Origin of the sequence: Herbidospora daliensis (assembly GCF_001570585.1) — a bacterium.
GTDB classification, from domain to species: Bacteria; Actinomycetota; Actinomycetes; order Streptosporangiales; family Streptosporangiaceae; genus Herbidospora; species Herbidospora daliensis.
Window position 1 is genome coordinate 716,365 of the sequence record NZ_BBXF01000003.1, and the last position, 24,564, is coordinate 740,928.

The window sequence follows — 24,564 nt, forward strand, 5'->3', positions numbered from 1 at the left end:
CCGGTGTCAAGTAACCGGTGTCATTCGCTCCGGTCGAGAGGAGCCCCCCATCGCCGCAGGTCGTTTCTGCATGCTCCACCCCGCCGTGGATGGGTGGTGGACCTCATGGCGGCGAGTCGGTAGCGCCGTGCACACTAGGGCGAAAGGTGCAAGAAGTCGGAGAGGGGACGTGATGGTCTTGATCGCCGACAGTCTGCCGGCCTATACGCCGCCGGGGCCGGTCCTGCTCGTCTCGGACACTCCCCTCATCTGGGCTCTCACGGCAGTGCTGGTCTTGACGATGCTCGCGGTCGGCGCCTTCCGGGTCGTCTCCGAGAACGAGCGCCTGGTGATGTTCCGGTTCGGCCGCCTGGCCGCGGTGAAGGGCCCCGGCCTCGCCGTCGTGCTGCCGGGCGTCGATCGTGTGGTACGGGTCCCGCTGGACACGACCTATGTGGATTTCCTCTGGCTGGACGCCGTCACCAGGGATGGCGTGGCCGTGACGGTCAACGGTGCGGCGCTGACCTCTGTGGGGGATCCGGTCGCCTACGCCATGAGCCGGGACTCGCCGAACTCGGCCACGCTGGCCACGGCGGAGACGGAAATCCGCGGCTACGTCGCCGAACGCGACCTGGCGGAGCTGGCGGAGCCGTCCGAAGGCGATCTGAGTGACCTGTCGGCCAAGATCGGCGACCGCACTCGCGACTGGGGCGTTGACGTCACACTCATCGAGTTCTCGCGTGTGGAAGTACGGCTCAAAGCTGATCTGGTCCGCTGGGCGGAAGGGTTCGCGGACCGCGCCCGGAAGGCGGCCCGGTGACGGCGACGGACACCATGATCGTGGTTCATGCCCCGATACACCGCAGCCCAGGAAGCGAGGCGATCTGAGACGTGGACATCACCCGCACCACCGTGCCCGGCATAGGCACCGTCCATCACTGCACGACCCGATCAGGGCAGCACTTCGGCGTGTTGGTGGACAATGCCGGCCGCCGACAGCTCCTCCTCTACGGGTCCGCCGATCTTGACGTGCCGCTGCAGAGCATCGTCATGGAGCACGACGAGGCCGATCGGGCCGCCGAAATTCTGCACAGCCAGCCCGTTCCCGACCGGCTCGCCGCCTTGGAGCGCCGTTTCGCCGAGATCACCGGGGAGGCGCAGTCCCCCGTCCGGCGGGACGACGCGGTGTGAGCGCGCTCGGCGTGCCTACGCGGTCGGCCGCAGTCCTGGCAGTTCCCTGAGCTGCCTGCGGGAGGTGATCCCCAGCTTCCGGAAGACGTTGCGCAGGTGGGCGTCGACGGTACGCGGGCTGATGAACAGGCGGGCGGCGGCTTCTTTCGAGGTGGCGCCCTCGGCGACCAGCCGGGCGATGTGCAGTTCCTGCATGGTGAGCTGGTCGCGGGCGTGGCCGGAGCGGCTGCGCGCGGTCTCGCCCGTGGCGCGCAGCTCGTCGGCGGCGCGGCGGGCGAACGCCTCGAGCCCCGCGGTGGACAGGAGTTCGTGCGCCGTGCGCAGGTGTGGCCGGCAGTCCTGCCTGCGGCCGGCGCGTCGCAACCATTCCCCGTACAGCAGGTGCGCTCTGGCCCGGTACGGGAGCAGCGGGCTCTTCGCGAGGAGCTCGATCGCCTCCCGGTAGTCGTCCTCCAGCCCGGTCACCAGACCGCGTGCGTAGGCTGCGATCCCCAGGCCGGTCGGGGTCCCGCTGGCCCGCGTGCGTTCGGTCAGCAACGCGAGGCCGGTGACGGCGGTCTCGCGTTCACCGCATCGGACGGCTCCCTCCACCAGTTCCGGCAGGGAGAACCCGCCGAGGAAGAGGTCTCCGCCGGCGGTCGCCAGCCGGGCGGCGGCGAGCGCCTTCGGGTAGTCGGCGAGCCCGTTGTGCAGGACGGCGCTCGCCCAGTGGACGTTGGCGACCAGGTGTCCCGAGCTGGACGCCAACGCGGCGGCCTCGGCGAACAGCGGGGCCGCCTCCGCACGGTGTCCGCGCATCGCGGCCAGCTGTAATCGGTGATAGACGGTCGGCGGCCCGCCGGTCGCGTCGGCGATGGCCTCCTCCTCCGCGATCGCGGCCATCGCCCGGTCGAGGTCGCCCGCCAGCACCGCGGCGGCGGCGGTCTGGCCGAGGCCGAGCCGTAGCACGAGCGGTGTCCCCGACTCCCGGCCGTTCGCCGCCAGCCAATCCACGAGCCGCATGTGGACGTCCGGGTCCCACAACTCACCGGCGAGCATGACCGCGAGCGCGGGCTGGCGGGTCCACAGCGGACCCGCGGCGCCGTCGAGCGCCTCCCGGAGCAGCGGCACGGCCGCCCGGTGCCCGTCAGACCGCAACGCGGTCAGCGCGTCGAGCACGTCGGGGGTCTTCGGGTCGCGAGGGGGGAAGGACGTCACCTCGTCCAGGACCATCTCCAGCACCCCGGTCGCGCGGCCGACCAGCAGGCTCGTCTCCAGCGCCGCCAGGCAGCACTCACGGGCGCGGACGGGGTCGAGCGGCGCGAGCCGTCGCGCGGCCCGCAGCATGTGCGCCGGTCCGGTGCCGTCGTCCACCTGGGCGAAGGCCATCCGGCCGCGTAACAGGTCGGCCTCCGCCTGCTGGAACTCGTCCAGGCCCCACCGCTCGGACGTCCTGATCAGGTCGACGGCCCGTTCGACGGCGCCCGCCTCGACGTGCGCACGTGCCGCCGCGAGGGTCCGCCTGATCCGCCGAGCGGGGTCGAGCGTCAGTTCCGCGGCGCGGTCGAGGAACGCGGCCGCGGCGACGACGCCGCCCCGCCCCTGGGCGCGGGACGCCGACCGGGCCAGTTCGGCGGCGACGTCCTCGTCCGGCGCGGCGGCGGCCTGGGCGCGGTGCCAGGCCCGCCGGTCGGGGTCGGCCGCCGGGTCGGTGACCTCGGCGAGGACACGGTGCGCGAGCAACCGTTCGGCGGGCTGGGCTCCCGCGTACGCCGCGATCCGCGCGAGCGGATGGTGAAAGCGCACCCGGGTGCCGAACTGGATCAGACCTGTGGCGGTGGCGGCCGACGCCGCCGCGGCGGAGATGCCGGCCCGGCTCGCGGCGGGCCACAACAACCCGGGGTCGCCGGTCGGGTCGGCGCCCGCGATCGTGAGCAGGAGCCGCGCCTCCGCCGGCAGGGCGGCCAGCGCGGCGTGGTAGCCGTGCTCGACGCGGGACGGCACCGGCGTGCTCTCCGGCAGGGCGAACCCGCCGGCTCTCGGCAGGGCGAGCAGCGCGAGAGGGTTTCCGCGGGCCTCGGCGACGAGCCGGTCACGAACCTGCTCGTCGAGCGTCTCGTGGCGCTGCGCCGCGAGCAGGGCCCGCGCGTCCGCGTCGCCGAGCCCCTCGACGGTCAGCCCCGGCAGGACGTCGAGCCCGTTCGAAGGGGCCGGCGTCCGGACCGCGAGCACCACGGCCACCGGTTCGACGGAGACGCGCCGGGCCAGGAAGGCCAGGGCCTCCGTCGAGGCCGCGTCCAGCCATTGCGCGTCGTCGACGACGCACAACACCGGACGTTCCCGGGCCGCCGCCGTCAGGAGCCCCAGCACCGCCAGCCCGATCCGGAACACATCCGGTGTTCCCGTCGCCATTCCGAACGCGACCCGGACGGCCTGACCGTGCTGCGCGGGCAGTTCGGGCAGGTGACGCAGCACCGGCTGGCACAACTGGTGCAGCGCGGCGAACGGCAGCTCGGCCTCGAACTCGGCCCCCGACGCGCGTACCACGTGGAACCCGGTCGCCGCTTCCTCCACGTGCCGCAGCAGAGCGCTCTTGCCGATGCCCGCCTCACCGCGCAGGACCAGCGCACCGCCGTTTCCCTCTTTCGCCGCGCCGGTCAGATCGTCGAGGCGTCGCGTCTCGTGACGCCTGCCGAACATGCGCACAGTGGGTACCCTAACCGGGCGATTCCACTGCGGAAGAGTTCGTTGTCAGTTCCCGGCCGTCGAACCCTCGACCCTGGCCTTCAGGTCCTGAAGCCACAGGTCCAGCCCACCGCCGAGCATGGCGGCGACGGCGTCGTAGTCGGGCCCCTTCAGCGAGTCCAGGAAGGCGGCCTCCCAGGATTCCTCGGTGTGCACGTGGGTGACGCCGTCCTTCTCGGTGAACGTCCACAGGTGGACGCCCTTGTCGATGGAGATCGCCTTACCGATCGCCGGGCCCTCCCAGATCACGCACTCGCCCGGCTCCAGCCGCTTGACGCTCGACGTGATCGACAGGGTGTCCGCCGGGGAGAACTTCGACTCGGGGACGGGCGTCGTCCACCGGAACTTCGACGTGTCGGACAGGGGCCCGGGGTCGAGGCGCTCGATGGTCGCGATCGCCTTCTGCCAGCCCGCCCATCCCTCCACGTCGATGTGGGTCTCCCAGACCTGCCGCAGGGGCGCGTTGATCACGATTTCCGAGGAGCTCGTGACGGGTGCCTCAAGGTCGATGCCCATCCCATCGCACTTCTCGCCCTTGCCCGGTGCTGCCTTGACCGGGGACTCGGCGGAGGGCTCGGCCGAGGGCTCGACGGCAGGTGCGGCGGCACTCGACCTGGCACGCGACTCGTCGCCGTCACCGGGTCCGCACCCGGTGACGGCAGCCGCGAGTCCCACGGCCACCGCGGCGATCCTCGCGACGGGCCGACGTGTCGAGTTGGAAAGGCGCATGTCCATCCTTGTTCTGTCGGTCATGTCACCGCTCGCCGGCCGGCGAGCGGAGTGAACGGCATTCCTGCCGAGGCCAGGAGTGCAGGTGCTTCCGCGGCCCGACGGCGGCGGCATATTGAGAGCGGCGTGCCCGCGGGGCCGCGTTGCCGGCCGCCGGTGATTCCCCTGCACCGGTTCGTCGTCGTGGACGTGGAGCCGCACACCCTCAACGGTGTCCGCGTGGACGCCCAAGGCGCTGCGCGCCATCGCCATCGGCGATGCCGGGTGGTGTCGGTGCGGTGCGACGTTCCATGGGCGACACCATTCCGCGCCGGCTGGTGTCGTCGCGTCGGTGAAAATTGCGTAGATTCGCCGATCTGCGCATGCCGATGGTTCTGTCCCATCTGGACTCACCGTTCGGCGGGCGGGTGTCGGCGCGCCGGGCAGGCTGGTCGTCGTTTTCCAGCCAGATGGTGCGGCCGGGATGGTCGTCGTGAGGGAACGCCGACCGCTATGACGCGGTGTGTTCCCGCCCGGTCAGCCGGTCCAGCTTTTCGCGGGCGTCCGTGCCCGGTCGGGGCGTCAGGACGACGAGGCGGAGGTCGGTGGTCTGGGTGGTCAGGACCGAGGTGTCCAGGGGGATCGCGCCCACGTCGGGATGGACGGCGGTCTTGTGGGCACTCTCATGGACGGCCACGTCCCCCAGCGCCCACAAGCGGCGGAAGCGGTCGTTCCCGGCCAGCCGGGAGATCAGCGCCGCCACGTCGGGGTCATCCGGATAGCGGGCGCTGGTCGCGCGCAGGTCGGCCACCAAAGACTGCTCGAAGTACGCGCGCTCGCTGTCGGTCTGCCGGACCCGAGGGTTGCGAGACTCGAACTGGGTGATCATCGCGTTGCGGTCGTCGGCATGCGCGTCGCCAGGATCTCCGAAGGTCGCCGCGAACAACCGGTTCCAGTGCAGGAGACGCCACGCGGCGTCATAGACGGCCAGTGGCGTGTCATCGAGCTGGTCGATGACACGGTGCAGACTGCCTGGGATGAGGCCCGGGATCCGGCCCGGGTTCGCGGCCAGGCCGGCCAAGCGCATCAGGTGCGCCTCTTCGTCGTCGGAGAGCCTCAACGCGCGGGCCAAGGAGGCGCAGACCTGCGCCGACGGCGTCGCCGCCCGCCCCTGTTCCAGGCGCGCCACGTATTCGACGGAGATGCCGGCCAACGCCGCCAGTTCGCCGCGCCGCAAACCGGCTACCCGGCGCGGTGAGGCGTTCGCGAGATCGACCGCGGCCGGGTCCATGCGGTCCCGCCACGCCCGGAGAACGGCGCCGAGTTCGTTCATGGACGACATGCTCCATCATCGTTCACCCACCTACCACAGGCTGGGTGGTACCGGCGATACGCGGAAAACCCGTACCTTCCACCCGTGCGGCTCGTCCATGCATGGTCGGATCATGAGCAAAGTGACCAGGATGAACCACATCGGGGTGCCGGTCAGTGATCTCGCGCGATCCGTGAGGTGGTACGAGGACGTCCTCGGCATCGCGCCGAACGGCGTCACGATCGCGGCCGCGAACCCGGCGCTCGGCGCGGTCGTGGAAGTCGAGAACCCGTCGATGCGGGCGTCGTTTCTGCTGGCCGGCGACAACGTCCTCATCGAACTCATCCAGTACGACAGCCCACGGCCGATGCCCTTCGCGGGCCGCAACTGCGACGTCGGCGTCATGCACCTCTGCTTCGAGGTCGACGATCTCGACGCGGCGCACCGCGACCTGCTGGAGCGAGGTGTGCACGTCAACGCGGACCCGGTGGTCCTGCAGGACGGCGAGGGCGTGGAGGCGGGGGTGCTGGCCGGGACGAAGATCCTCTACCTGCGGGATCCCGACGGGATCCAGCTGGAACTGTTCGAGCTGCCCGACCAGGCGGTCCAAGGGCGCTCCGTCGAACAGAAATGATCATCTGGGAAAGGGCCGGCTGAGCTCCGGCAGGGCCACATGCCAAGAAGTGATGCCGAGGTGACCTGGTCGATCCCCGTCTCATAGCCGCTGACTTCGACGCACCGGGTGAAGGCGGTGTTGGTGACCGGGTGGCGGTCGAGCAGGGAGGGTTCGATCGCGCAGCTCGTCGAGACACCAGGAGCGAGGGCAGGACTGGGCGCCTTGGCGGCGGGGATGGCGACTACTTCCCGGTCGGCCGGCAGAGGGGTTTTCTCGCCGTCCAGCTTGCGGATGTCGTCTCCATCCACGTAGAGGTTCACCCAGCTCGCCAGCCGGTCCTGTCCGGTCAGGACGCGGGTGGTTCTCGGCGAGCCAGGCGATGGCGCGCACGGCCGCCGCAATCGGAGACGCGAGGCTGACCCATGCCGATGGGATGACGATGAGGGTCACGGCCTCAGGCCGCCCGTCCGGCCCGGGAGACCATGGGTTCAATCCCGCTGCTCGACGACGGTTCTCCTCCGCGACGGCCGCGGCGGGTGCTTAATCCTCGACATCGCCCAAGGCCGACCTCGACCGCGCACCGAGACCGTAGTTGATCTCGCGCACACCTTCCCTCTGGACGCCGCCCAGCAGGAGGAGTGGGACCGCGCCTATCCGAGCTGAGACCGGGCATCCCGCCAGGCGGCGCAGAACTCGGGCAACGAGGCGTGGCGTTCGGCGGGGTCGGGGCGGCAGGCCCGCGTGACCACCTCCTGCAGCGGCCCGGGGAGGTGGTCGCCGAGGAAGACCCGGACGGTGCGGCCCATGGTGAAGACGCTGGTGCGCTGGTCGATGAGCGCGCCCAGGGTGAACTCCTCGGGGGCCATGAAACGGGACGAGCCGAACATGCGGCCCATGTCGTTGCGGTAGGGCCCCGGGCGGTAGGTGTCCAGGTCGATCACGGAGACGTGGCGGGTCGTGAAGTCGTAGATGAGGCAACCGTCGTAGAAGTCCCCGGCCACTTCGCCGTCCCGGCCCAGCAGGTCGTGGACGTCGAAGACGGTGTCCAAAACGGCGAGGATGCGCTCGGCGGGCAGACTCCGGAACCGGTGGAAGGCCGAGGTGGGGTCGTCTCGGTGTTCGCGCGGGACCCCGACCAACTCGCCGTCGGCCCAGGCGTAGACGAGCATCGGGCCGTGCGCCGACTCGACGACCGTGTGCAGGGCCGGCAGCGCCGGGTGCCGGTAGGCCAGCGCGAGCCTGACCGCGTTTCGCAGCAGGTCGACGCGCTGGGCGTGGTCGAGGAAGGGGGTGTGGCCGGGGTGGCCCGCGGTCTTCACGAAGCAGCGTTCGCCGTCGATGACGACGCCGTAGGAGACGTTGCCGGAGTCCTGCCGGTCGAAGTGGGCGAAGACGGTTCCCAGCCGGGAGAGGTAGTGGTCGGGGGCCTCATCGGGCAGGGGCGGCGTTGCTACCGTCACCGGCATGAACGGCTCTCTTTCTGACGAAGAGTTCGACACCCTGAACGGCCTGCTGCGCCGCCTGTCGGAGTACGACCTGGACCAGTTCCTGCTCTGGAAGTTGCAGACCACCTACGGCAGGGTCTACATCAGCATCACACGTGACCACTGGCCCGGATCGTCCGACGAGACGTACAACGAGCTACCCCCGCTCCGATGATGGTGCTCGATGAGGCCGAGATCAGAGAGCACCTCGCTGGGATGGCCCGAGCGGGCGCCGAACCGGTAGATGTCATTCGATGGCTGCGGCGCGAACTGGGCGGCAACTTCTCCGAGTTCACGCTGACCAGATATCTCGTCGGCGTATTCGACGTCCCGTTCGTGAATGTACGGCGAGCTGCCGCATGGAGAGAGTTGCCCTACGGCGCCTATCTCTCGGATGTCGAGGTGAACGAGCTGCTCACCCCGCTCGTCGTCAAAGGCGGTCATGTCGAATCCAGGTGACTACGGGAGCACATGGCCGGATATGAGGGGCGTGCGTGCTCATCATGAGGGTCAGCCGGCGAGGAGGTATTGAGGCGCTCCGGCTTGCGTGCGCCGCTGAGAACGTGGCCGGAGGTCGCGGAGTACGCGGCCGTGCTGATCTCCAAGCGGTCAAGGTGAACTGGTCGAGCCTCTCGATCAAAGAAAAGGATGTCGCAGCTGTAATGGGTCCGTGGCAACCGACTAGGAGTGGACTCGTTGCACGCTGAGGTGGAGCGCATCCTGCGGGGTGCCGGATGGGAACCAGGCCGACATGTGGATACGTCGACCTGGCGTCACCTCCTGGAAGGCGACGGCTTCGTGATGCACGAGGCCGCAGAGAGGTTCCTGGGGGAGTTCGGCGGACTGTCCGTGGAATACGGCGGCGCAGGAATTTCGCGCGCCCGAGAGCCGTTCGAATTCGATCCACTTCTCGGATTAGGAGAGGATGACCGTTTTTCCGAATGGGGAGAGGTGATAGGAAAGTCACTCTTTCCTATCGGTGAGCTCGACAGGGGCAGGTTCTTTCTCGGCATCGACGAGGCGGGCGCGATCTACTTGGTGGCCGATCGGCTGGCCAGGTTCGGGGCAGGGGATACCGGAATAGAGCATCTCGTGCTGGGCGTAGCGCCGGAATGGCTCTGCCCTTGATGAAACGCGAGGCGTCCTCGTGCGGGGATGTCGTGCCGGCCGAGCAAGGCGGGGGTGGCCCCAATAAGACAGCGCAATAGATACAGCGCCCTCACCAGAGGTGAGAGCGCTGCAACCGGCAGGATCGTCAGCACGATCGCGAGGTCGTCCCTCCCGATCCACCGCGCACACCGTGTTCCTGCCCGGCTCCCAAGCGTCAGCCGTGTTAGGGAGCCCCGCCGACCGATCAAGAAGGGGCGTCGGAGCGCCAGAGCCAGTTCTGCCGGGTGTAGAGCGGTCGCAGGCCCGCTCTGATCATGTTGTTGAGCGACGGGTTGACCTCGCCGGTCGCCGGTTGGCCGGTTTCGGCGACGAGCCAGCGGCAGCCCGCCTTCGCGGCCGCTTCCGCGCGGATCGCGATCAGGGCCGACTGGGCTCCGCGGTTGCGGTACTCGGGGAGGGTCGAGCCGCTGTTGAGGGAGCCGAGCTCGCCGTGGATGAAGAGGTTCGCGCCGGCGACCATGCGGTCGCCGTCCCAGGCCGCGAAGGGGCGGGTGTCCGGGTCGTCCACTCCGGCCGTCAGCATCTCCGCGATGCCCTTCTCCGGCATGCCGAAGCCGCCGAGCACGACGGAGGCCCACTCCCGGGCGTCTTCGGAAGTCACGGGGCCGACGCGCAGGTCGGTCGTGCCGGGGGTGAAGTCGTCGATCGGGCACCACAGTTTCACGATCCGGCCGCCCTCCCGCAGCTGGTGCTCGGTGCGGATGTCGTCCCAGTCCGGCGGCAGGACGGACGGGGCGATCTGCAGGGTCGCGCCGGGGCTGCCCTCGCCCCGGTAGAAGTCGAGGATCCGGTCGACGAGTTCGGCGGTGACGGGCTCCTCGAAGCCGAAGCCGAGGGCTTTGCTCCAGAAGTCCGTCGGGTCGTCGCGCATCGACAGGGCGACGCCTCCGGCGATGCGGGTAGTGGTGATGCCGAGTTCGGTGCGCGCCGACAGTGGCGCGCCCGACTGGTATCGGTACATGAACTCCGCCTCGATGCCTTCGGCGAGGGCGGTCTGGTCAAGGTGCACGTTGATCTTCCCCGTTGATGTGTTCCGGTGACGTGGGCAAGACGCGGCGACCGGCGTGGAAAGTTCGATTTCCGGGCTACTCGGGTCGCGGAGCTTCCCGGCGGGGGAGCGGATGGAACAACCGCATCTTGCGGACCCTGCCGTCCACCAGGTGGTTCACCCAGACGACGGTGGGCGGGCAGTGGAAGGGGTCGTCGGGCGGGCTGAGCAGCTGGTTCTCCCAGATGACCACGTCACGGCCGATCACGACGCCGGCGTTGCGTTGCCGCACGCCGGCCGCCAGGTCGCGGTTCATCGCCCCAAGTAGGTAGTCGACGCCCCGCGTGACCGTGCCCTTCATCATGGTGACCTCGACGTCCGGGAGGCAGAGGTCGGTCAGCGCCTGCCCGAACGAGCCGTCGCGGGCGGCCCGCATCGTCTCCTCGGCCTGGCGGCGGCATCGCCGGATCGGCGCCGTCATGTCGTCGTGGGGCAGGCCGGCCGTGGCCAGCAGCGCCTCCGACAACTTGGCCCGCGCCTGGCTGAGTCTGCTGCGCACGGTGCCGACGGGGATGCCGCACACCTGGGCGATGTCCTCGTAGGAGGTGACGTCGGTGAAGTGGCGCAGCAGCGTCACCAGGCGCAGGCGCGGCGACAGTTCGTCCAGGGCGTGCCACACCCAGTCGCGATGGACGTAGTGGTTCAGCAGCCCCTCGGGATCGCGATCAAGGCGGGCCAGGAGCAGGGGCTCGATCTCCTCGACGGGGACGGGCCTCGTGGCGCGCAGCTGCGTCAGGCAGGCCGTGCGCACGATCGCCCGCAACCACGGCTTCAGGGCGGCCGGGTCGCGGAGATCGCCGATCCGGCGCAACACGATCAAGAGGGCTTCCTGGACGGCGTCCTCGGCGTCGGGACAGTGGCCGAGGATGCCGAACGCCACCGCCCGCATGTCCGCCTGGTGCATGGCCAGCACCCGGCCGAGTGCGTGCACGTCGCCGGATTGGGCCTCGCGGACGAGGTCGGTCGCGGTGAGTGAGGCGTTCTGCATGCTTTACAGGCTATTGACACCATGTGACTGCGTTTGCCGTCTGACGGTCATTCACGCAGGTCAGCGGCGTCCTGTGGGTAAAAGTACGCACTCGGGGCACTCCACCCCCCTCGTGGGGAGTGCCCCGATGCGGGTTCAGGCGAGGGTGATGGTGTCGCCGTCGACCTTGATCTTCACCTCCGGCAGGGGCTTGGTGGCGGGGCCGCCCATGACCTTGCCGTCGAGCCAGAACATGCTGCCGTGGCAGGGGCAGTTGATCATTCCGGACGAGACGTCGGCGATCGTGCATCCCTGGTGGGTGCAGACGGCGCTGAAGGCCCGGAACTCGCCCTTGGCGGGCTGCACGACGACGACCTTCTGGTCGGGGAAGACCGTGCCGCCCTCGACGGGGATGTCGGAGGTCTTCGCGAGCACGTCGCCGGGCTTCGCGCCGGCCGAGGGGCCGGCGGGAGTGGCGGCGACGGTGGTGTGGCCGGCGTGTCCACCGCAGGCCGCCACGACGGTGATCAGGCCGGCGCCGCCCACGCCGAGGAGGACGGCCCGGCGCGAGGCGTCACCGGCGTCGGCCAGGCCCCGCTGATCCTCGGTCACGGCGCAAGTGCGTTCACTGTTCATCAGCGCCGGCCGACGCGGGCGGGGGTGGCGGTGCCGTGGACGCGTCTGGCGTGCGAGGCGTACAGGCGAGGGGCGACCAGCGGCATGATCAGCCGGGCCATGAGCGGGGCGTGGGAGAGCACTTCTCCGACCACTTCGGGGTCGCCCTCGTACATGGTCATGCCGAGGACGAGCGGCAGGTCCTTCTTGGGGCTCTTCGACAGGCCGTGCTCACCGAGTTTGGCCCACTCGGCGGCGGTGACGAGCTTCTCCGCGAGCGGCAGGATCTTGTTCTCCTCCGTGGTCATGTGCTCCAGCAGCCGGTCGAACAGCACGTCGAACGCCCCGGCGAGGGCCTCGCCGTTCCGGGTCGTGGCCTTCCATCCCGGCAGCAGCATGGTGACCAGTTCGAGGGCGGCCTCGATCCCGTGGTGCTGCTCCTCCATCGTCGGCACGATGGCCAGGGCCTGGTCGCCGCCGCGCTCGAGGAGGAGCGGCCACAGGATGACGTCCTCGCCCTCGTGGTGCAGATGCAGGACGAGGCAGAGGAGTTCGGCATGTCGCGCGACGACGGCGGCGCGCTTGGTGTCGCCCTCCGCCACGTCCCGGACCAGCTGGGGGAGGAGCTGGAACTCCCGGTGCATCATCGTGTGCACCATGAACATGTCACGCACGTCGGCGCCCATGGCTAGGCGCAGAAGGTCAGGCACAGGATCTGGAACCTCTCGTACTTGTCGACGAAGGTCGCGCGGGCCCGGAGCATGGCGTAACCCTCGCCCGAGTAGTTCAGCTCGGCGGACACGTACCTGTCGTTCGCGAGCGACTTGATGGTGCAGTTGACGCCGTCGGCCGCGCACGCGACGTCGAACCTCTCCCATTCGCCCACCTTGGTGGCGCGTGCCCGGAGCATGCCCTTCTCGGCGTCGGCGTAGGTGACCTCGGCGGTGACGTAGCGCTTGGCGCTGGGCGAGTAGATGGTGTCGTGGCTCTTGCCCCGGCACACCTCGAACCGCTCCCACGCGCCGCCGGAGGAGGTCGCGCGGGCGCGGAGCATGCCCGACTTGCCTCCCGGGTAGTCGACCTCGGCGCTGACCACGCGGCGGTTGGCCGTGGACTGGATGAAAACGGGCGTACACCCACTCTCCGGCAGGCCCCTCGCGGCCGCCGGAGGCGCCGGGATCAGCACGAGCGCCGCCGCCGTCGCGAGTGCCAGGGGGAGCTTTCTGGTCTTCATGTTCCTGCTTTCTCCGGGTGGCCGGCGGCGGGATGCCGCGGCCCGGGAAGCAAGATGCGGTGGGTGAGGCCGGAAGTTCGATTTCTCTGGACCGATTTTTCCGGAGACGACACAGCGGGAGCGTCAGAACGAGCCTGAGGTCGTGCCTCCGATCCGCCCGCGCTGCTCCCACGCGTCGGCCGCGCTAGGGAACCCGGCCTGCTGCCGTTTCACGCCCTTCCACTGGACGGAAGCGCCGGACGGCAGCTTGGCGATGGTCCCCGTCCACGTTGGATGTGGGTCGGCGACAGTTCGAGCCGTGCCGTGCGGCACGTTCCCCACCGCACGAACACCGACTGCCCCGCGACCGCCGTCCCGTTGGCGCAGCTGAACGTCGTGGGGCGGGCGCCTGCCTGATGGTGAATGCCGCGTCGGCGACGACCCGTTCAGCGTCACCGCACTGGCCTGCGTGTCCGCTCCCGTGTCCGTCTCGGACGAATCCGTGAACTCCCTGACCATCCTGCTCGTGATGGCACGGCGGAGACGAAGAGTCGTCATACGCCTCGTAATGGAGCGGTCAATCGCCGCGAGGGTGGACCGGCCTTATTGCTGTGGCCGGAACACCCTCACTCGCATCGCAGCACGAACATCGAAAGTCACGGGCTCCAGCGTGCGTTTGCCAAGTCGTACAGCTGCTTGACGTAACCGTCGAAGTAAGGGCCGCTCCAGGTGTCGTAGCGGTTGTTCCCGTCGGTGTCTCGGACCTGACTGATTACCGAGTTCAGGTTGCCCACCCGGGAGATCGGCTCGTCTCCGTCGGAATCGTAGGCCCACAGGAAAGGCGACCCGTCCGCTCCCGGGGTGAACGAGCAGAGCTGTCCGTTGTAGGGACCCCATCCGACGTGTTCGTTGGCGTTCTGGTAGGGCGGGAGGTAGGCGATCGTCCCGTAGCACCATTTCATCGTCCATCCGCTGTACGGCTTGTCGCCGTCGGGATGGGCGTGGTGGGGTAGCCGAAAACGTACCCGCTCAAGCCGCTGGACTGGTTCCAGGCCAAGCCGTTGCCGCCGACGAAGTCGCCGATGCGCTGGCCGGATGGCTCGCCGGTCTGGCTGTCGAGCTTGGACACGTTCACGAAGCCGTAGTCGGAGTCGGGGTCCTCGAATACCGCCCAGTCCTCGAACACCCAGCCGACGAAGGGTGACCAGGCGCCGTACGGCCATTGGAGCATGCCGTCGTTGTAGCCGGGGATGAACGCCCAGTTCTCCCAGACCTCGCCCGTCTCGGGGTCGATGATGCAGTGCCCCGCGGTGGCGACGACGTTCTTGTATTGGCTGGTGACGACCATGCCTGAGCAGTAGAACCACTCATCGGTCGCCTCGCGGTGGATGAAGATCTTGCCGACGTTGATCGGATATTCCACGTCGGCGAAGGTCGTCACGCCGTTCCCGCCCGGAGGGGCGATGCCAGCGATGACGCCGGCCGGGCCAAGTAGCATTGGTTATGGCCATGGTGAGTCTCAGACGGGTAATACTCCATGGCGGGTGATGTTGGGAGAGGATTGATGTAGTTGGAAATGATCACATTTATCGGCCTTCTTTCTCTCGCTCGGATGAGACCGGTTATCGACATGGCGTCGTGTCCGCTTGTCCCGGAGATCGATGCAATCATTGATTCCGGCAAGTCGTCGCCAGGAAAAATCCCTTCCGACGTCATCCGAAGCGTTGAAGGTTGGTATAGCGGAATCGAGGTGATCGATGACGATGTGAAGCCCTTGTATTTCCAGGTGACGGCTGTCCATGTCGCCCTTACGGTGGCGTCGGAAGTGCTGTCACCTCGTGAGCGTGAATGGCGGGTAAACGCGGACATAAAAAACTTTTGGAAATCCTGCGACTCTCTCCTTCATGCGGGTGGAGGCTTCACCAGTCCAGTTTACTCGGGAATAAAAACCACGATGGAAGGTGTGGAGGATGTATGGATCGAGCAAGATGTGAAAAGCTTCAAAAATCCTCGCAGTGATGTTGTAGTCGAGTTCGGCCATAGGCTCGCTGCGATTCGATCCAACTATCCCAAGCGGGTGCGCATCGCCAGGCTGATCGCAAAGTGTGCAGGCTGGCCGATCCCGCCCCATCTTGCCGCGGAGTGACCTTGGACGAACATCGCCGAGGATCAGCGTCGTGGCGCCCAGCGTGAGCCGCTGACCTATAGATGAGTCCGAAATGGAAACAGCGCCCTTCCACAAGGGAAAGGCGCTGTCGCCGGAAGCGTCAGAACGAGCCTGAGGTCGTGCCTCCCGATCCGCTCGCCGGCGCCGTGAACACCGTGTTCCCGCCCGGCTCCCACGCGTCGGCCGTGTTCGGGAACCCGGCCTCCTGCCGTTTCACGCACTTCCACTCGACCGAAGCGCCGGGCGGCAGCTTCGCGATGGTCCCCGTCCACGTCGGATAGGAGGTCGGCGACAGTTTGACCGCGCTCGCCACCGACCACCCCCCGAGCTGCGGGACGTTGCCGACCGCGTAGACCGACTGCCCGGCGGTGGTCGTCCCGTTGGCGCAGCTGAACGTCATCGACGACGGCGTCTGCCCGATGGTGAACGCGAAGGTCTTCGCCGTCCCGACGGCCACGGACGCCGACTTGGCCACGATCACGCCGCCGCCCGCGTTGTACCACCCGCTGGAAGCCGCGTCGAAAGCGGTCTTGGACGCGTGCTGCGTCAGCGCGGACCCGTTCAGTGTCACCGCGCCGGCCTGCGTGTCCGCCACCAGTTCCACCACGTTCGACCGCGACGCCGGCGCCCCGGTGTACGTCCCGGACGACGCCGCGACCGTCACCGTGGCGACCGACCCGCTGAGGGACTGGCTCAGCGCGGTCGTCCGCACCGACCCCGTCTTGTAGCCCGTGGACGCCCCGTCATCCTCGTAGAGGGTGAAGGAACTCGCCGTGGAGGAGGCGTAGACCCGGGCGATCAGCTCGTTCCGGGTGGAGGCGTCGGTGCGTTTCCCGAGGACGTTCATGGTCTTGTCGTCCACGAACATCTTCGGAATGATCGCCCCGGCCCGAGCGAACGTCGGCAACCGGAACTCGCCGTTCACCCACAGCGGCCGGTCGTTGAACCACTGCCCGGTGGAGACGAGCTTCTCCCCGGTCGCGTAGTCGTACCAGGTCCCCGCCGGCAGGTACATGTTCCGCGACCGTTCACCGGCCCCGGCCACGACCCCCACCAGCAGGTCCTTGCCGATCAGCTTCTGGTGGCCCATCTCCCGGACGGCGGGATCGTTCTGGTACTGGTAGACGAGCGGCGGCACGACCGGCTCGCCGGTCAGGTAGGCCCGGTGCGCCAGCGAGTAGTAGTACGGCGTCAGTTCATACCGCCGCCGCAGGTTCCCCAGGTTGCTGGCCTCGTCGCCGATCGAGTCGGGTGAGGTCGCCGCGCAGTTGCACAGGTTCTCGGTGTGCGGCCGGAGCGGCACGTCGAACCAGGCCCCGTTGGCGAACCACTGCGTGTAGAGCTCGTCGAGGTCCGAGTCGAGCATCTCGCGGCGGAAGCCGCCGATGTCGGAGCCGTAGTAGTCGATGCCGGACATCGACATGTGCATCTGGGCGTTCTGCTGCTGCGCCAGCGCGGTCAGCTTCGAGCCGATGTCGGCCGACCACATCGCCACGCCGTGGCGCTGCATGCCGCCCGCGCCCGACCGGGCGAGCATGAACGGCCGCTTCGTGCCGGCCGCGTAGTTGCGGGCGATGCTCTCGGCCCACTTCAGGTTGTAGACGTTGTGGTAGTCGGCGTGCGCGTGTTTGCCGGGCAGCACCCCGGAGGTCCAGTCGGCGGCGTCGTACATTTCGGGTTCGCCCAGGTCGAGCCAGTGGCCCAGGATGCCCTGGTCGCTGAGGGCCTGCCGCTTCAGGCCGTGCCAGTAGTCGCCGGCCGCGTTCTGCGTCCAGTCGATCATGCCGCCGCGGCCCCACCAGTCGTTGGTCGTCAGGTAGGTCGGCGCGCACGACGAACAGCCCGCCCGCACCAGATACCCGCGTGAGGCCATGTCGGCGTGTTCGGTCCGGTTCCTGCCGATGTACGACTCCTCGATCGTCATCAGCCCCACGCCCTGGTTCGTGGCGTAGTCGGCGATCTTCGTCGACGGGGACGGGAAGTCGCCCGTGTCCCACGTCAGCGAGCCCATCAGCGTGTTGTCCGACCCGGCCGTCACGCCGCCGAACCACGGCAGGTCGAGCACGAACCCGTCCACGGGGAACTTCGCGGTGCGCAGCCCGGCCAGCCGGTTGTCGATCTCGGTCCAGTTGTCGTAGCCGAACTCCGACACCCACAGGCCGAACGCCTTCTTCGGCGGCACCGGCGGGCGGCCGGTCAGCTCCAGGTAGTCCTTGCGCAGGTCGGGCAGGTCGGGGCCGGTCATCGTGTACCAGCGGAGCTGGTCGCCCCACGTGTCGATGGTCCACGGGTCGCCGCCCAGGTTCCACTCCTGCTTGTAGACCTGGTCGAGGAACAGGCCGTAGTTCAGGTTGGACGCCCCCACCGCGAACAGCACCGGGATCTGGGTGTTCCCCACGGGGCCGTTGTCGGGGTCCCAGACCATGGCGTTGCCGTAGGTGCCGCCGGGGGAGCGGGTCCGGCCGACCCAGTCGCCGTCGGCGCTGCCGCCGGTGAAGAACTGCTGGCCGAGCCCGTAGGCGTGCTGGACCGAGCTCTTGGTCACCGAGAGCCCCTTCCACGCCTGCGACAGGTTGCGCGGGCAGGCCTCGTAGAGCAGCCGGGTGGGGTCGGAGACCTTCACGCAGAGCGTCCCGGCGGTGACCTCCACCTTCATGGCCGCCGTCGTGATGACGTTCCCGACCTGGCTGAACGACGTCGGCCCGGTGTAGTCGGTCTTCGCCACCTGCGGCGTCGTGAAGATCGGCGAACCCGTCCCGGGGCTGGTGCCCTGGGCCAGTTCGAAGTGGACGAGGTCGTCGTCGAGGAACTCGGCGATCAGGTACGTCGACCCGCTGGTGAACTGCACCCGCTGCACGGCGGCCTGGGCGGGCAGGGCGACCAGGAAGCTGCTCGCCAGCACCGCGAAAACCACGAGAAATCGTTTCATGGCCGCGCCACCACCAGGTTGTCCAGGTTGATGCCGTTCGACGCGTACTCGATCTTGATCGACCGTGCCCCGGCGGTGAGGCTGGTCGTCAGCGTCGCGGTGCCCCACGTGTCCCAGTTCGCCAGCGCCGGCAGGTTGAGCGTGCCGACGGAGACCCCGTCCACGTAGACGGTCCGCGTCGAGGCGACCGTCGTCGAGTAGCGGAACTTTAGCTGGTGGCTGCCGGTCGCGTCGGCCCTGACCTGGAAGGTCACCGAGTCGCCGGAGGAGGCGAAGCCGTCGACGAAACCGGTGCCGGTGTAGCCGGGGTGGTCGGTGTTGGTCGACACGCCGACGCCGGCGCCGAACTCGGCCTCGTAGGCGGCCTTGTCGACCCCGTTCAGGGTGACCGACCGCGCCGACCCGCTGGCGGCCAGTTTCACGTAGGTGAGCTGCTGCACCGGGTCCCACCACCAGCCCTCCGACGCCGACTGCAACGCGGCGAGCGAGGCCCGCGCGGTCGCGCCGGTCACCGACGACGGCTGGGTCGAGGCGACCTGGAGCGTGCTGGTCGTGGTCAGGGCGGGCACCGAGACGCCGACCGTGTGCGCGGGCCAGTTCTCGGTCGAGGTGACGGTCCGGTTCAGGCCCGCCGAGTCCTCGAAGTAGGAGTACGACGAGGTGCCCGACGGATAGATGCGGAAGACGAGGTTGGCGTACGAGGAGACGCTGTTCGAGATGTTCCCGCCCAGTTGGTAGGACGCGTTCAGGTTCAGCGGGATGATCGCCCCGGCCTTGGCGTATACGGGGATCGTGTCGAGCCCGGCGGTGTAGGTCTTGGTGCCGGGGCCGGTGAACCGGCCGCCGTTCCACAGGTCGTACCACTCACCCGACGGCAGGTAGACGTTCTTCGACGTGGCCCCAGCCGTGGTGATCGGCGCCACGAGGAGCTGCGGCCCGAACATGTACTGCTGGTCGAGCGCGGCGGCCGTCGAATCGCCGGGGAACGCGAAGCTCATCGCCCGCATCATCGGCACACCGGTCGTCGACGACGACTTGGCCTCGGTGTAGAGGTAGGGGATCAGGTTCATCCGCACGTTCGCGAACTTCCGGAAGTACGGGATCACGTTCGTGTTCCCGGTGCGCGCCTGCACGTTCCACGGCGTGCGCGCCTCCGAGACGCCGGGGTTGGCCTTCTCCGAGTGATACTGCATGACCGGCGAGAACACCGCCTGCGCCGCCGAGCGCAGGTAGAGCTCCGCGCTCGGGAAGTCGCCGGTGAACCCGGCCAGGTCCCACGCGGTGTAGGGCACGCCCGACTGCCCGGCCGACAACTGCGCCCGCACGGCCTCCTGGAAGGCGGGGAACGAGGAGTTCTGGTCGCCGGCCCAGAAGATCGACGTCGACTGCGCGCCCGCCGTGCCCGCCCGGCTGAAGATCGTGCCGTCGGGCTTCTTGCCCTTGACATAGGTGTTGTACGCCGACAGGTAGGAGTTCGGGTAGGCGTTGTGCATCTCGTCGCCCTTGCGGCCGTCGGCGAACGACACGTTCCGGCCGAAGATCGCCTCGGAGCCGTCGGTCTTGAAGCCGTCGATCCCGACGTCGTCCATCAGGTAGTCGCGTTTGCTCATCCACCAGTTGCGCGCGGCGGCCGAGGTGAAGTCGGGCACCATGCTGTCGCCGAACCACTGGCCCGTCGGCACCCGGTAGACCCCGCCCGGCTGTGACGCGACGTAGCCCTGCGCCTGGGCGTAGGCCTTGTCGTTCACGTGCTGCTGCGGCGCGGTCGGCGGGTTGGTGTCGAAGTTCTCCTTGAACACCGGAATCTGCCAGAGGATGACCTTGATGCCCTTGGCGTGGGCGTCGTCGACCATCGCCTTCGGGTCGCTCCACGCGGTCCCGGCCGGGAACGTCAGATCGCTGAGGGCGAGTTTCCCGCTGCCGGGTTTCGCCGTGTACGTCGCGCCGTGCCACACGTAGAAGGTCGCCTCGTCGCTCCACTGCTCCAGCACGATCGCCGAGTGCGGGATGTTGTGCGTGGTCGGGTTCGCGAGCTCGGCCGTCACCTCCGACTGGGTGTTCCACTCGTTGGCCGACATCCAGAGCCCGAACGCCCACTTGGGTGGCAGTTGCGGCCGGCCGGTCACCGCGGTGTAGTCGTCGACGATCTCCGCCGGGGTGCCCGCGAAGAAGTGGTAGTCGAGCGTCGAGTTCAGCGCGCCGTTCGTGTCGACGGTGAATCCGGCCAGGTCGGTCAGGTGGGTGTTCAGGTTGAAGACGGAGTAGCGGGTCGAGGGCAGGTAGACGCCGTACCCGGCGGAGTTCAGGAAGAACGGCGTCGACAGGTAGGTGCGCCGCCACGACCCCTGGTCGCGGTACTGGTTGTAGACGAAGTTGTGCACGTCGGTGCCGCGCTGGTCGAGGCGGTCGTAGCGTTCGCCGAAGCCCTCGAAGCGCTCGCCCGCCGGCGAGAGGAAGTGGTCCTCGATCTTCGTGATCGTCGAGACGCCGTCGCTGGCCCAGCCGATGTTGCGGAACACCGACGGGTCGTACTGGCGCGTGATCAGGGTGGTGCCGTCGCCCTTGTAGACCGACAGCCGGTAGGGCGTCTTCTGGATCTTCAGCACCAGCGACGACGTCGTGATCTGCAACGTCGAGGCCGAGTTGACGACCGTGTAGCCCGACACGCCGCTGATGTTCAGGCCGCTCCCGGAGGGCGCGATCTGGGTGCGGAACCGGTCGAGGGCCGGGAACGCGAACCGGATCTTCGGCGTGAACGACCCGGCCGAGTCGCCGGTCGTCACGTCGACGCTGGTGCCGTTGTTCACGTACGACGTCACGTTCGTGACCGTCGACCACGACGTCACCTTGAACGTGAACGGCCCCACGCTGCGCTGGCCCGTGCCGTTGACGTCGGCGTTGACGGTGTAGGAGATGGAGTCGCCCCGCACGAACGAGCCCATCGCGATGCGCCAGTAGGTGTTGTTCCCCTGGTTGTAGTCCCAGGCGGCGCCGATCGGGGTCTGCGCGACGCCGTTCTTCGTCCAGGTGATCCAGACGGTCTGACCCGGCTCGATCGGCCAGGTCGTGGCCTTGAGGGTGACGGCCTCCCCGGCCATCGGGTCACGGGGAGCACGTTCGGTCGGCTCGGTGGAGTAGAGGTCGTCGATGCCGGTCGGGTTGTGGTGCACGCCGCTGAGGGCGGCCGCGGGAAGGGCATGCAACATCGTGGCCAGCAGGGCGAGGACCACGACGGTGACGCCCGAGCGTAACCGGGTCATGCGAACATTCCTTTCAAACGCGGCCAGTGCTCCGAGGCGCAGAGCACCGGAGGACGCTCGATGGGCGCGGGAAGGACGACCTCCCGCCCACCGGTGAGCACCGCGCCGGTCCACACGTCCACCCACTCGCCCGGAGGCAGGTAGGCGGCGATCTCGGTGGCGCCGGGCGTGGTGACGGGGACGACGAGCAGCGCGTCGCCCAGCTTGAACTGCAGGGGGTACGACCACAACTCGTGTTCCATGTGGTCGAAGAACAGACCCCGCATGAGCGGCTTGCCGCCGCGGGCCGCCACCGCCGCCTGCTCGGCCAGGTAGGGCACCAGGCGCTCCCTGAGCTGCGCGAACCGCCGGAAGACCGGGATGACCGTGGCGTCGCCGGTCTGTTCGGCGATGTTCCAGGGCGTGCGGTCGCGGATCGGCGTGCGGTGGTGGTTGAACTCCGAGTGGTACTGCATGATCGGCATGAACGCCGAGGTCCCGGCCGCGCGCAGGTAGAGCTCGGCGGTCGGCAGGTCGCCGGAGAACCCGGCCAGGTCCCAGCCCCAGTAGACGATCCCGCACGCCGAGGCGGTGATGCCGGCGCGGATCGACGACGCGAACGCCGTCCACGTCGAGTCCTCGTCACCGGCCCAGAACACGCCGTGCGGCTGCGAGCCGGTGAAGCCGGCCCGGCTGAAGGTGACCGGGGCCTTCCCGTGCGCCCGCAGCAGGTCGCCGAAGGCCCGCGCGTAGTGGACGGGGAACAGGCTGTTCCCGTCGTCGCCCCGGCGGCCGTCGGCGTAGCGCAGGTCGTGGCCCCAGGCGTGCTCGCCGCCGTCGGTCTTGAAGCCGTCGACGCCCAGCTCGGAGACCAGGTAGGCGCGCTTGGCCGTCCACCAGTCACGGACCTCCTGCGACGACAGGTCGGGCATCAGCGCCAGCGGGAACCACCAGCCCCGGTTCCGGTACGGCCTGCCGTCGGCCTCCCGGACGCCGTAGCCCTTCTCGGCCAGCTGCCGGGCGTCCACGGCCGCCTGGTGACGGGGGTGCGGGCGCATCTTCTGCAGCGGGATCTGCCAGAGCAGCACCTTGACGTCGCGGGCGTGCAGCTCGTCGATCATGCCCTTCGGGTCGGGCCACGGCCCGTCGGCGGGGAAGGCGTAGTCGCTCAGCGTGTGCGGTTCCTCCGACGGCTCGTAGACCGCCCCCCGGAACGCCGTGAACGTCGTCTCGTCGCTCCACGCCTCGATGACCAGCGCGCCGACCGGGATGTCGTGCTCGCGGTGCCGGTCCATCTCGTGCATGACCCGGGCCTGGGTGTTCCACTCGTTGCCGCTGGCCCAGAGCCGGAACACCCACGAGGGCAACTCGGTCGGGTGGCCGACCTCGCCGAGGAAGGCCGCCAGCACGTCGGCGGGCGGCCCGTCGTAGAAGACGACCTCCAGGTCGTCGCCCGCGACCTCCGCCTCGACGGTCAGCAGGTCACCCTCGGTGGAGTACCAGGTGCGCCGCGACGTGCGGACGTGGAACCCCCACGGCTCGTCGCCGACGACGAAGGCGAAGGGCATCGGCAGGTACGTCCGGTTCGCCGCCCCCTGCCCCTTGTACTGCTCGAACACGACCGCGTCGAGATCGTTGCCCCGCTGGTCGACGGCGTTGAACCGCTCCCCGAACCCGACCAGGTGGTCGCCCGGCGCGAGCCGCACCGCGAACCTGACCCGGCGCGCCCCGTCGGCGTCGGCCAGCTGCTCGACCGACCCCGGCACGACCCGGTCGGCCCCGGCGACGCGGACCTTCCCGGGCGTCCACCGCGCCGCCGACACCTCGAACCACCGGCTGGTCCGCCCCGGCGCCCGGAACCGGTAGCGGTAGCGGGTCCCGAACGCCAGCGGCCCCGTCGTCACCGTCCACGACCCGCTGGCGGCGCGGGCCGCCTTGGCCTGGGCGGCGGCCAGATGCCCGCCGTCGGTGACGACCGGCCCCTCGGTGCCGTAGAGGGGCGTCATGGGCAGGTCGGCGCCGTTCCACTCGCAGACCACCTCGGCGGCCGACGACCGGACCCGCAGCTCGACCGGCTCACCGTCGAGCGGCAGCACGGGCACCCGCTGGTCCTCCGATTCGGCGTAGGGGTGGCCGGAGCCGTGGGGACGATGACGGATCACAGTTCGGCCTCCAGCATCAGGTACATCCCGTGTGACCACAGCAGGGGAGTGGCGACCGGGCCCCAGCGCCGGATCCACTCCTCCTCCCGGTCGGGGAAGAGCAGCACGTCGGAGACCTGCTCGGGCAGGTCGCCGGTCGGACGGGCCTGGGCGGCCATCCAGTCGAGGTAGCGCCGGGCCTCCTCTGGGCGGCCGGCGGCGGCGTGGTTCAGGCCGAGGAAGCCGGCCAGCAGCACCCACCGGCCGCCGCCGTAGAAGGTGTCGGCGCGGTAGCGGTGCACCCCGCCCTCGTGGGCGAGCTGCCGCTCGACCTCGGCGACGGTCGCGACGGCCACCGGGTGGTCGGGGGCGTACACGCCGAAGGGGGCGACGCACGCCAGCAGGCTGGCGTCGACCTCGTCGGAGCCCAGCCACTTGCGCAGGTGGCCCTTGTCCGCGACGCCCTCGGCGGCGATCAGCTCCTCGATGCCGCCGATCGCCTCCTTGACCTCCGGGTCGGCGACGCCGAGCGAGACGGCGGCGCGCAGCCCGGCGTGGATCGCGCCGAGCGTGGCCACGTGGCGCTGGTCGACGTGCTCCTCCCACCAGTCGTAACACGGGCTGTCCCAGAACGCCGCCAGGTAGCGGGAGGTCAGCCGGACGGCCTCCATCGGGACGTCGGCGGAGTGGCGGCGGGCGTGCTCGGCCAGCTGCCACAACCAGGTGCCGTAGCCGTCGAGCTGGTGGTCCCACCACTCGTCGGAGCCGTCGGCGCCGTCGAGGGTGAACCGGGTCGGCAGCATCTCGCCGGGTGAGAGGGTCGCGTCGTGGCGCCGGGCGATCAGGTCGTCGATGTGCGCGGCGCGCGCGAGGACCACCCGCGCGCACCACTCGTGGAAGGCGCCGACCGAGTCCTTCTCGCCCGCGCGGGACATGCCTTCGGCGATGAACGCGCCGTCGCGCAGCCACGCGTAGCCCGCGTAGGCGGAGAAGGTCGGGCAGGCGGGATAGGCCCCCGAGGGCGACTGATTCTCGCGGATCACCCGGACGCTGCGAGACAT

The 24,564-nt window shown here is 69.2% G+C and carries 22 protein-coding genes; 7 read left to right on the forward strand and 15 right to left on the reverse strand.

Annotated elements, in window-relative coordinates; genetic code table 11:
• Positions 1 to 172: 172 nt before the first annotated feature.
• Together AW274_RS18405 and AW274_RS18410 are read left to right on the forward strand one after the other, a co-directional pair.
• Complete coding sequence (locus AW274_RS18405) at positions 173 to 799, forward strand: SPFH domain-containing protein (protein WP_062433579.1); 627 nt, start codon at positions 173 to 175, stop codon at positions 797 to 799.
• A 71-nt stretch (positions 800 to 870) separates the two neighbouring features.
• Positions 871 to 1,170: a cation:proton antiporter regulatory subunit gene (locus AW274_RS18410; protein ID WP_062433581.1), complete on the forward strand. Its 300-nt coding sequence runs from the start codon at positions 871 to 873 to the stop codon at positions 1,168 to 1,170.
• 15 nt (positions 1,171 to 1,185) lie between these two features.
• Here AW274_RS18410 and AW274_RS18415 read toward each other — a convergent pair whose 3' ends face one another.
• The 3 genes from AW274_RS18415 to AW274_RS18425 all read right to left on the reverse strand — a co-directional run bounded on the left by AW274_RS18415 (position 1,186) and on the right by AW274_RS18425 (position 5,935).
• Positions 1,186 to 3,849 carry an AAA family ATPase gene (locus AW274_RS18415; RefSeq protein WP_062433583.1) on the reverse strand — a complete coding sequence of 888 codons (2,664 nt, stop codon included), beginning with the start codon at positions 3,847 to 3,849 and terminating at the stop codon, positions 1,186 to 1,188.
• A 51-nt stretch (positions 3,850 to 3,900) separates the two neighbouring features.
• Complete coding sequence (locus AW274_RS18420) at positions 3,901 to 4,575, reverse strand: SRPBCC family protein (RefSeq protein ID WP_198169271.1); 675 nt, start codon at positions 4,573 to 4,575, stop codon at positions 3,901 to 3,903.
• A gap of 538 nt (positions 4,576 to 5,113) precedes the next feature.
• Positions 5,114 to 5,935 (reverse strand): helix-turn-helix transcriptional regulator, encoded by an 822-nt coding sequence (locus AW274_RS18425; RefSeq protein ID WP_062434657.1) that lies wholly within the window; start codon positions 5,933 to 5,935, stop codon positions 5,114 to 5,116.
• A gap of 112 nt (positions 5,936 to 6,047) precedes the next feature.
• Here AW274_RS18425 and AW274_RS18430 point away from each other — a divergent pair, with 112 nt between their 5' ends.
• Positions 6,048 to 6,548 (forward strand): VOC family protein, encoded by a 501-nt coding sequence (locus AW274_RS18430; protein WP_198169272.1) that lies wholly within the window; start codon positions 6,048 to 6,050, stop codon positions 6,546 to 6,548.
• 632 nt (positions 6,549 to 7,180) lie between these two features.
• Here the strand turns inward: AW274_RS18430 and AW274_RS18435 are convergent.
• A complete protein-coding gene (locus tag AW274_RS18435) occupies positions 7,181 to 7,990 on the reverse strand; it encodes a serine/threonine-protein kinase (RefSeq protein ID WP_157520397.1) in 810 nt (269 codons plus the stop codon).
• Positions 7,991 to 7,994: 4 nt separating this feature from the next.
• On the opposite strand from AW274_RS18435, the gene AW274_RS18440 reads away from it, so the two are divergent.
• The 3 genes from AW274_RS18440 to AW274_RS18450 all read left to right on the forward strand — a co-directional run bounded on the left by AW274_RS18440 (position 7,995) and on the right by AW274_RS18450 (position 9,142).
• The gene (locus AW274_RS18440; protein ID WP_062433600.1) at positions 7,995 to 8,189 is read left to right on the forward strand and encodes a hypothetical protein; all 195 of its coding nucleotides are present in this window, start codon (positions 7,995 to 7,997) and stop codon (positions 8,187 to 8,189) included.
• The gene (locus AW274_RS18445) at positions 8,186 to 8,473 is read left to right on the forward strand and encodes a hypothetical protein (protein WP_062433602.1); all 288 of its coding nucleotides are present in this window, start codon (positions 8,186 to 8,188) and stop codon (positions 8,471 to 8,473) included. Before AW274_RS18440 ends, AW274_RS18445 begins: the two co-directional genes overlap by 4 nt.
• Positions 8,474 to 8,722: 249 nt before the next feature.
• The gene (locus AW274_RS18450) at positions 8,723 to 9,142 is read left to right on the forward strand and encodes an SUKH-3 domain-containing protein (protein ID WP_198169273.1); all 420 of its coding nucleotides are present in this window, start codon (positions 8,723 to 8,725) and stop codon (positions 9,140 to 9,142) included.
• Positions 9,143 to 9,368: 226 nt separating this feature from the next.
• Here AW274_RS18450 and AW274_RS18455 read toward each other — a convergent pair whose 3' ends face one another.
• From AW274_RS18455 to AW274_RS18485, 7 genes are all read right to left on the reverse strand, one after another.
• The gene (locus AW274_RS18455) at positions 9,369 to 10,193 is read right to left on the reverse strand and encodes a GNAT family N-acetyltransferase (protein WP_062433605.1); all 825 of its coding nucleotides are present in this window, start codon (positions 10,191 to 10,193) and stop codon (positions 9,369 to 9,371) included.
• A 76-nt stretch (positions 10,194 to 10,269) separates the two neighbouring features.
• On the reverse strand, positions 10,270 to 11,220 hold the full coding sequence (locus AW274_RS18460; RefSeq protein WP_062433608.1) for an RNA polymerase sigma factor: 951 nt from the start codon (positions 11,218 to 11,220) through the stop codon (positions 10,270 to 10,272).
• 135 nt (positions 11,221 to 11,355) lie between these two features.
• Positions 11,356 to 11,811, reverse strand: coding sequence for a QcrA and Rieske domain-containing protein (locus AW274_RS18465; RefSeq protein ID WP_232320173.1), 456 nt, complete (start codon positions 11,809 to 11,811; stop codon positions 11,356 to 11,358).
• 23 nt (positions 11,812 to 11,834) lie between these two features.
• On the reverse strand, positions 11,835 to 12,524 hold the full coding sequence (locus AW274_RS18470; protein ID WP_198169274.1) for a hemerythrin domain-containing protein: 690 nt from the start codon (positions 12,522 to 12,524) through the stop codon (positions 11,835 to 11,837).
• Positions 12,503 to 13,048: a fascin domain-containing protein gene (locus tag AW274_RS18475; protein ID WP_062433615.1), complete on the reverse strand. Its 546-nt coding sequence runs from the start codon at positions 13,046 to 13,048 to the stop codon at positions 12,503 to 12,505. Before AW274_RS18475 ends, AW274_RS18470 begins: the two co-directional genes overlap by 22 nt.
• Before the next feature lie 635 nt (positions 13,049 to 13,683).
• Positions 13,684 to 13,989, reverse strand: coding sequence for a hypothetical protein (locus tag AW274_RS18480; RefSeq protein WP_062433619.1), 306 nt, complete (start codon positions 13,987 to 13,989; stop codon positions 13,684 to 13,686).
• A complete protein-coding gene (locus tag AW274_RS18485) occupies positions 13,986 to 14,468 on the reverse strand; it encodes a trypsin-like serine peptidase (RefSeq protein ID WP_062433623.1) in 483 nt (160 codons plus the stop codon). Before AW274_RS18485 ends, AW274_RS18480 begins: the two co-directional genes overlap by 4 nt.
• A gap of 135 nt (positions 14,469 to 14,603) precedes the next feature.
• On the opposite strand from AW274_RS18485, the gene AW274_RS40365 reads away from it, so the two are divergent.
• Positions 14,604 to 15,173 (forward strand): hypothetical protein, encoded by a 570-nt coding sequence (locus tag AW274_RS40365; protein ID WP_157520400.1) that lies wholly within the window; start codon positions 14,604 to 14,606, stop codon positions 15,171 to 15,173.
• A 121-nt stretch (positions 15,174 to 15,294) separates the two neighbouring features.
• Here the strand turns inward: AW274_RS40365 and AW274_RS18490 are convergent, their stop codons facing one another.
• From AW274_RS18490 to AW274_RS18505, 4 genes are read right to left on the reverse strand one after another with little or no spacing between them, the layout of a single operon-like run.
• On the reverse strand, positions 15,295 to 18,123 hold the full coding sequence (locus tag AW274_RS18490) for a TIM-barrel domain-containing protein (RefSeq protein ID WP_062433626.1): 2,829 nt from the start codon (positions 18,121 to 18,123) through the stop codon (positions 15,295 to 15,297).
• Entirely contained in the window at positions 18,120 to 21,383 is a 3,264-nt protein-coding gene (locus AW274_RS18495; RefSeq protein WP_063813428.1) for a TIM-barrel domain-containing protein, read from the reverse strand. Before AW274_RS18495 ends, AW274_RS18490 begins: the two co-directional genes overlap by 4 nt.
• Positions 21,380 to 23,524 carry a glycoside hydrolase family 31 protein gene (locus tag AW274_RS18500; RefSeq protein WP_062433629.1) on the reverse strand — a complete coding sequence of 715 codons (2,145 nt, stop codon included), beginning with the start codon at positions 23,522 to 23,524 and terminating at the stop codon, positions 21,380 to 21,382. The genes AW274_RS18495 and AW274_RS18500 overlap by 4 nt, the downstream gene beginning before the upstream one ends.
• Positions 23,521 to 24,564, reverse strand: a complete 1,044-nt coding sequence (locus AW274_RS18505) for a glycoside hydrolase family 15 protein (protein ID WP_198169275.1) — start codon at positions 24,562 to 24,564, stop codon at positions 23,521 to 23,523. Before AW274_RS18505 ends, AW274_RS18500 begins: the two co-directional genes overlap by 4 nt.